Consider the following 6,000-nt stretch of genomic DNA (forward strand, 5'->3'; position numbering starts at 1 on the left):
TGCTTTCCTTATTGGATAGTTCATCATTCGGCGTTGCATAATTGAAATATGGGCGTTGCATAATTGAAGTATGAATTAGAGCGTTAAGCGTAGCTGCGCCTCCGGCAATCGCTATGCAGTGCCGCTACATTTTTCCAAGACTTAACCGGACAACCTATTGCCTAACGGCAACGCTACGAATCGGGCATGCGTAGGCGGGTTTATCTATCAATAAGTACGATAACTCTCGAATCACCGCCTACGCATGCCCAAGGTGTGAATCAACTCATATTCGCAAGAATGAAACAAAAGGTAGTAAGCACGCATCACATATGTGTTAATTGTGGTCGTCAATTTATAGATTCTTATGAACATCAAGGTTACTCAGAAGAATTGAAAAAAGAATGTTTAGAAATGTACCTTAATGGCTCAGGATTCCGTGCAATTGAGCGCGTGAAGAAAGTACATCATACGACCGTAATAAATTGGGTTAGACAGGTGGGAAATCTGTTACCAAAGTCCCCAGAATATAATGAGATACCGGAAATTACTCAGGTTGATGAGCTTGAAACTTTTGTAGGTAAAAAAAAACAAAATTTGGTTGACGCATTTGGGCAAAGACTAGGAGCCAGCCTTTGTAATGTGTATCTCTCTTCGTAGTCGGTTATTCGTTGTAGTACGCTCGTGCTCATTTTCACAAGGAGTAACCCCGCGTGGACAGCAGTCAATAAGCATATTCCGGTAGTTCTAGCTTGGGTTTTAGGTGATCGTAGTTCTGAAACTTTTAAGCTTTTATGGCAGATTATAAGTTGTTGGCATTCTTATTTTTATGTGACAGATGGTGAGACAGCCCTGCAAGAAAGTTTCCTTCTGTAGGGGAGTGCGAACCCGTTAGGCGCAGCCGTGGCGTCAGCCATAGGGTTACCCAGTTTACCCTTGTTTTATCAGTAATGAAGACCATATTGTGAGCCAGCGCGTTGCGGGGGTTCCCCCCGTTGAAGCGACTGGCGAACCCGTAAGGGTCAGCAAAACTTATATGACGAGAGTCGAAGGCGAAAATAGCCGTTTTAGGCATTATCTGGCTCGACTACATCGTAAAACTTTTTGTTACTCTAAGTCCGAAGAAATGCTGGAACTATCTATTCGATTAGTAATATATTATCTCAAGCACGGTTCAGTGGCGCTGCGGGCGCGTAGCGCCCGCAAGCTTGAGGCGATTGCCGGAGGCGCAGCTACGCTTAACGCCTAATTCATACTTCAATTATGCAACGCCAAAAATCCGCTTGTGGCATGAGCTACACTTACGTAAAGCTTCAACACATCCAATGTCGCTAGTATTAGTTAAACGCTTAAAAGAGGATGGTACTACACGAGTGGCCAAACCAATGTGGTTGGCTTTTATTGGTGAGTCAATGCCCCCTTGCACTGAAATTTTACGGCTTTACTTGCGACGGTTTGCTGTTAACGCATTGTCCCCTAAAAAATCAGGCAGCCTTATGACAACGAATACCCGACTACGCCGACAGATCAATCAGACGTTCAGCGTTAGCGCAGCGCCCCTTTTGGGGCTAGCCTGCCGTTAGGCATAGGCTGCCTGATTTTTTCACGTGTTAGACCCCGTGACCATTGGTATCGTTTTGCTCCCGCAACGACTGCATTGGACATTACCCAAACTCTCAACTCTAGAACAATCTGACAGGTGGACTAACCTTATGCCATTAATCACTTGGCAATTATGGTTAGCACGGGATATTGTTAAAGATAACCCCCTGCCTTGGCAGAAAACAGACCTTAAGTTGACGCCTGGAAGGGTTGCACAATCTATGGGGGGAATTTTAGCTGTGATTCACACACCTGCTATACCTCCAAAACCACGCGGAAAATCTTCTGGTTGGAAACCAGAACAAACACGCAAACGTAGAATTAACTACCCTATCGTTAAAAATCGTTAAAAAAAGCACAAAAAATCGAACTCAAAAACAACCGTTACCCGCTTAAAAACTTTATTTTTTCAATTTCTATATTACTTCTGCATTACGCGCATCAAATTCTTACTGTTGCGCTGTTTTGTTGTGTCTTAGTCTAAAGTCCAGTATTTCAGATAGCAAATTTGATTTAGTTTATCAATCAAAATTAGCATTTCTTAGCAAGACTTAACTCATTCATTCATGAAAAACAGTAAACATAGATTAAAACTAATAAATTTAATAATCATTCGTTAAGCTCATCGGTGAAAATTAATAGTAAGCTGAAATCAATAAACCCTAGTTAAAACATTAGGTAACTAGGCGTAAATGAACTGAAATGTCATTGTCATTTGTCATTTTTTTCTTGACTTATACTTAATGACTCTTGACTCATGACTAATGGCAAATCCTCCAAGCAACCTGAAGAACAAGACGTGATGATGATAGAAAAAATTTTGCTAGCTGTCTCTGGGTTGGGTCATGCAGAAGAAATGCTCAAAACTTTGACAGATGTGCCTTCAATCCAACGGTCAAAAGTGACAGTTTTGCATGTTGTTCCTGACCGATATTCTGCTGAAGCCATGACAACTAAGTGGGAAGAAGGCGGTAAGATTCTGGCGAATGCAATACAATATTTGAACTTAGATCCGAGCAAAGTTTCTTCAATTTTGCGACAAGGTGACCCGAAACGTGTTGTTTGTGAGGTAGCGAACGAAATCGACGCAGACTTGATTATTATGGGTTCACGTGGACTCAAGCGGCTGCAATCGATTCTAAGTAACTCAGTCAGTCAGTACGTTTTCCAATTATCTTCTCGTCCCATGTTGCTGGTCAAAGATGACATTTATGTCAAAAAAGTTAACCGCATTATGGTAGCAATGGATAACTCTGATGCGGCAAAACATTGCTTGAGTTTGGCTTTATTCCTCCTAAGAGATATTAAAGGAGGTGAACTGCTTCTGGCTAATATTAATACAGATTTACGTGGCAAAGAATCTGAAATCACTGAAATCACTCCAGAACAAAATCCTGTTTTCGCCACAGCTTATGCAGAAGCGAAGAAATATGGCGTGCAAACTCGTTGTATAACTAGCAATGGTAAACCAGGTGAAGAAATTTGTCGCTTAGCAGATGAGTGGAAGGTTGATTTACTATTGCTCGGTTCTCCAGATCGCCGTCCTTCAATAGCTAAAAATTTGGTTGATATAGATCGACTTTTGGGAGCTTCTTTATCTGACTATGTTCGAGTGAATGCAACCTGTCCAGTATTGTTAGCGCGGACGACGGGTTAAAGTTACTGCGGTTGATAAACAAAACACCCCTACACGAAAAGTGTAGGGGTTTTTCATCTTAATTTTAACAAAATCAGCCTTAATCTTTTTTCCCTTCGCGGCTAGCAGTTTGGATGTAAAGAATGATTAAAAAAACAGCAGGAACCAAAACGAACAAAATGCTCGCCACGAACCCCAGGTCATTAACTTCCATGGAAAGAAAGCCTCTCAATGATGTCCAGTCAACAATCTTAGGATACCATTATCCTGGCTTCAAGGAATTATTTGTTACGAGTTAAGAGTCTGAGTTTAATATCTTTTTTGACTCTTGATTTTCAACTCCTGATTACTTACTGTTAAGGCTTTGTAACTACACTCACTGGACCATTAACTAAGGTTTGACAAGCAAGACGGCAGTTTTGAGGCTTTTTCTTCAATAATCGATTTTCCGCATCTGTGCGGGGTGAAAGGTTTTCTATTCCTTCGACGACTTCGATAACACAGCAGCCACACTGACCATACCCCCCACAATTCATCATCTTGCCAAAGACTTTATATATATCTATGTTGTTTTGCAAGGCTTTCTGCCGTAGATTCGCACCATTGGCTGCTACAACCTCTTGATTTTCTTTCACAAATGCAATGTTACCCATGCCTCATACCTCTTTTACTGTAAGCCTAAACTCAGAAGGACGTTTTGACTTATTTTAAGACTAATTTATTACTTATTATCTTAATATATTACTTTTTGTTAAGTATTATAACTTAAGTGAGACAAATGAAAAGGACATAAAAATTGTGGTCTGAAAGTGTCTCAGAAAAACTCTCCACAACTAAAGTGGGATAGGTAATACCCATCCCACTTTAGTTGTCATATTTTCATGATGGTGAAGACGCGATTAATTGCGCCCAGTGACCTTATCTAAAACCAACGGCTGCTTGCCAAACAAAAGCCAGCAATAAGAAAAATAGAGGAATCAGTGGTAGAACATCTACCAAAGGATTGAAGATTTGGTAAGCTTCAGGCAGTTTTGCTAACAACAATGCTGCTTCCATAATTTTTAAAATCCACCTATCAACACAGCTTTCAGAATTGACAAGTATCTTAACACGGTTTAGTCCTCTATGAGTTCTAAGTCTTTATCTACTGGACACTCGGCATTTTCTGGAGTGAGCCACTTGGCAAATTCTGTGGAAAATCGGTTTTCTAGTATTGCCTTGCGTATTCTTTGAGTAAAGCGAATGAGTTCGGTGATGTTGTGAATACTTAACAAGGTGTAAGCCAAGATTTCTTGGGATCGGACTAAATGAGACAAATATGCACGGCTGAAGTTTTGACAAGTGTAGCAAGGGCAAGTTTCATCTAAAGGTGTAAAATCTTCACGAAATTTTGCATTTTTTAAGTTCCACCGTTCGCTTAGCACCATTGCTGTACCATGTCTAGCCCAGCGAGTGGGAATTACGCAGTCAAATAGATCTACACCTGAGGCGATCGCGATCGCCATTTCTCGGAAGGTACCAATACCCATTAAATAACGCGGCTTTTCTGGTGGTAGTAGCGGTGCTGTTGCTTGCACAATTTTTGCAACGAGTTCTGGTGGTTCGCCCACACTCACACCACCAATAGCATATCCGGGCAGATCCAACTTTGTTAAAGCAATAGCTGCAGCAGAGCGCAAATCGAGATGCACACCTCCCTGTACAATGCCAAACAATGCTTGTTCACGACATTGATGAGCCACAATACAACGTTCTAACCAACGATAAGTTCGTTGCGTAGCTGCTTCTACCTGTTCTCGACTGGCTGGGTATGGCGGACACTCATCAAACGCCATGATGACATCCGCTCCCAAAATACTTTGAATCTCAATAGAGCGTTCTGGTGTTAGATTAATAATCTGACCATCATGAGGTGAGCGAAACGTGACACCTTCTTCACTGATTTTGCGCATTTCACTCAAACTAAAGACTTGAAATCCACCTGAATCAGTCAGAACAGGAGCATTCCAGCCCATAAATTTGTGTAGTCCTCCACCTCCAGCTACAATTGCTTCACCTGGTTGGAGATGCAAATGATAAGTATTACACAATATCATCTGTGCTCCTGTATCTTGGAGTTGTGCTGGAGTTAGAGTTTTAACATTTGCAAGAGTTCCCACTGGCATAAATCGTGGGGTTTCTACTGGACCATGAGGAGTAAAAAAAATTCCGGCTCTAGCTTTCGTTTGGTTACAGCTAGCAAGACGTTGAAATGAAAATTTTGCGCTCAAGACACAATTAACCTCTATCAAATAGACATCTCCAAAATAAAACTTTTCTATGGTAAAAGAGTATAAAATAAGCTCTTTACCACAATAAGATGAGTTACGTACTAGGGCGTGTTTTAAAACTATAACCACAAGAGGATAGAAGCTAGAGTCAGCATGGCAAGGTAGTTTTGAGCATTTTTCTCATAACGTGTAGCAACCCGACGGAATTGCTTTAAACGGTTGAAGCAACGCTCAACCCGATTGCGTTGCCGATAAATTGATTTGTCAAACTTACCTCGTCGTGGTTCATTAGATTTACGGGGGATAGTTAGACGAATACCTCGTCGCCGTAAATAGAGTCGGATTTTGCGACTGCTGTAACCCTTATCACCCACGACGAGGTGAGGTCGTAAACGGGGACGACCGGAACTTGGACGTTTGACTACTCCTTGCTCGATCAGTTGCTCAAAAACCACTACTTCATGGTAACTTTTCACTCTCCCCCCCCCCATAGCGCAGCAACTTAAAGAGCAA

Annotated in this window: 7 protein-coding genes and 2 pseudogenes; 4 read left to right on the forward strand and 5 right to left on the reverse strand. The window is 41.5% G+C overall.

Features of this window, described 5'->3' with window-relative positions:
* Positions 1 to 230 precede the first annotated feature (230 nt).
* The 4 genes and pseudogenes from DP117_RS36185 to DP117_RS12865 form a co-directional block, all read left to right on the forward strand.
* Positions 231 to 822, forward strand: a pseudogene (locus DP117_RS36185) (IS1 family transposase); the annotation flags it as partial.
* A gap of 178 nt (positions 823 to 1,000) precedes the next feature.
* Positions 1,001 to 1,228 (forward strand): annotated as a pseudogene (locus DP117_RS36190) (IS1 family transposase); the annotation flags it as partial.
* Between the two features lie 463 nt (positions 1,229 to 1,691).
* A complete protein-coding gene (locus DP117_RS12860; protein ID WP_211176077.1) occupies positions 1,692 to 1,931 on the forward strand; it encodes a hypothetical protein in 240 nt (79 codons plus the stop codon).
* 455 nt (positions 1,932 to 2,386) lie between these two features.
* On the forward strand, positions 2,387 to 3,238 hold the full coding sequence (locus DP117_RS12865) for a universal stress protein (protein WP_169218704.1): 852 nt from the start codon (positions 2,387 to 2,389) through the stop codon (positions 3,236 to 3,238).
* A gap of 79 nt (positions 3,239 to 3,317) precedes the next feature.
* Here DP117_RS12865 and psbM read toward each other — a convergent pair whose 3' ends face one another.
* The 5 genes from psbM to DP117_RS12890 all read right to left on the reverse strand — a co-directional run.
* Positions 3,318 to 3,431: a photosystem II reaction center protein PsbM gene (gene psbM, locus DP117_RS12870; protein WP_169218694.1), complete on the reverse strand. Its 114-nt coding sequence runs from the start codon at positions 3,429 to 3,431 to the stop codon at positions 3,318 to 3,320.
* Between the two features lie 142 nt (positions 3,432 to 3,573).
* Positions 3,574 to 3,870 (reverse strand): 2Fe-2S iron-sulfur cluster-binding protein, encoded by a 297-nt coding sequence (locus DP117_RS12875; protein WP_169218695.1) that lies wholly within the window; start codon positions 3,868 to 3,870, stop codon positions 3,574 to 3,576.
* Positions 3,871 to 4,135: 265 nt separating this feature from the next.
* The gene (locus DP117_RS12880) at positions 4,136 to 4,273 is read right to left on the reverse strand and encodes a photosystem II reaction center protein K (protein ID WP_169218696.1); all 138 of its coding nucleotides are present in this window, start codon (positions 4,271 to 4,273) and stop codon (positions 4,136 to 4,138) included.
* A gap of 59 nt (positions 4,274 to 4,332) precedes the next feature.
* Complete coding sequence (tgt, locus tag DP117_RS12885; RefSeq protein ID WP_169218697.1) at positions 4,333 to 5,487, reverse strand: tRNA guanosine(34) transglycosylase Tgt; 1,155 nt, start codon at positions 5,485 to 5,487, stop codon at positions 4,333 to 4,335.
* A 119-nt stretch (positions 5,488 to 5,606) separates the two neighbouring features.
* On the reverse strand, positions 5,607 to 6,000 hold a 394-nt coding region (locus tag DP117_RS12890; RefSeq protein ID WP_211176078.1), incomplete at its 5' end, for an IS5 family transposase.

Source organism: Brasilonema sp. UFV-L1 (genome assembly GCF_012912105.1).
Lineage (GTDB): Bacteria > Cyanobacteriota > Cyanobacteriia > Cyanobacteriales > Nostocaceae > Brasilonema.

Coding starts and splice junctions, on each gene's coding strand:
- DP117_RS12860 (WP_211176077.1), top strand. CDS start 1,692: ATGCCATTAATCACTTGGCAATTATGGTTAGCACGGGATATTGTTAAA.
- DP117_RS12865 (WP_169218704.1), top strand. CDS start 2,387: ATGATAGAAAAAATTTTGCTAGCTGTCTCTGGGTTGGGTCATGCAGAA.
- psbM (WP_169218694.1), bottom strand. CDS start 3,431: ATGGAAGTTAATGACCTGGGGTTCGTGGCGAGCATTTTGTTCGTTTTG.
- DP117_RS12875 (WP_169218695.1), bottom strand. CDS start 3,870: ATGGGTAACATTGCATTTGTGAAAGAAAATCAAGAGGTTGTAGCAGCC.
- DP117_RS12880 (WP_169218696.1), bottom strand. CDS start 4,273: ATGGAAGCAGCATTGTTGTTAGCAAAACTGCCTGAAGCTTACCAAATC.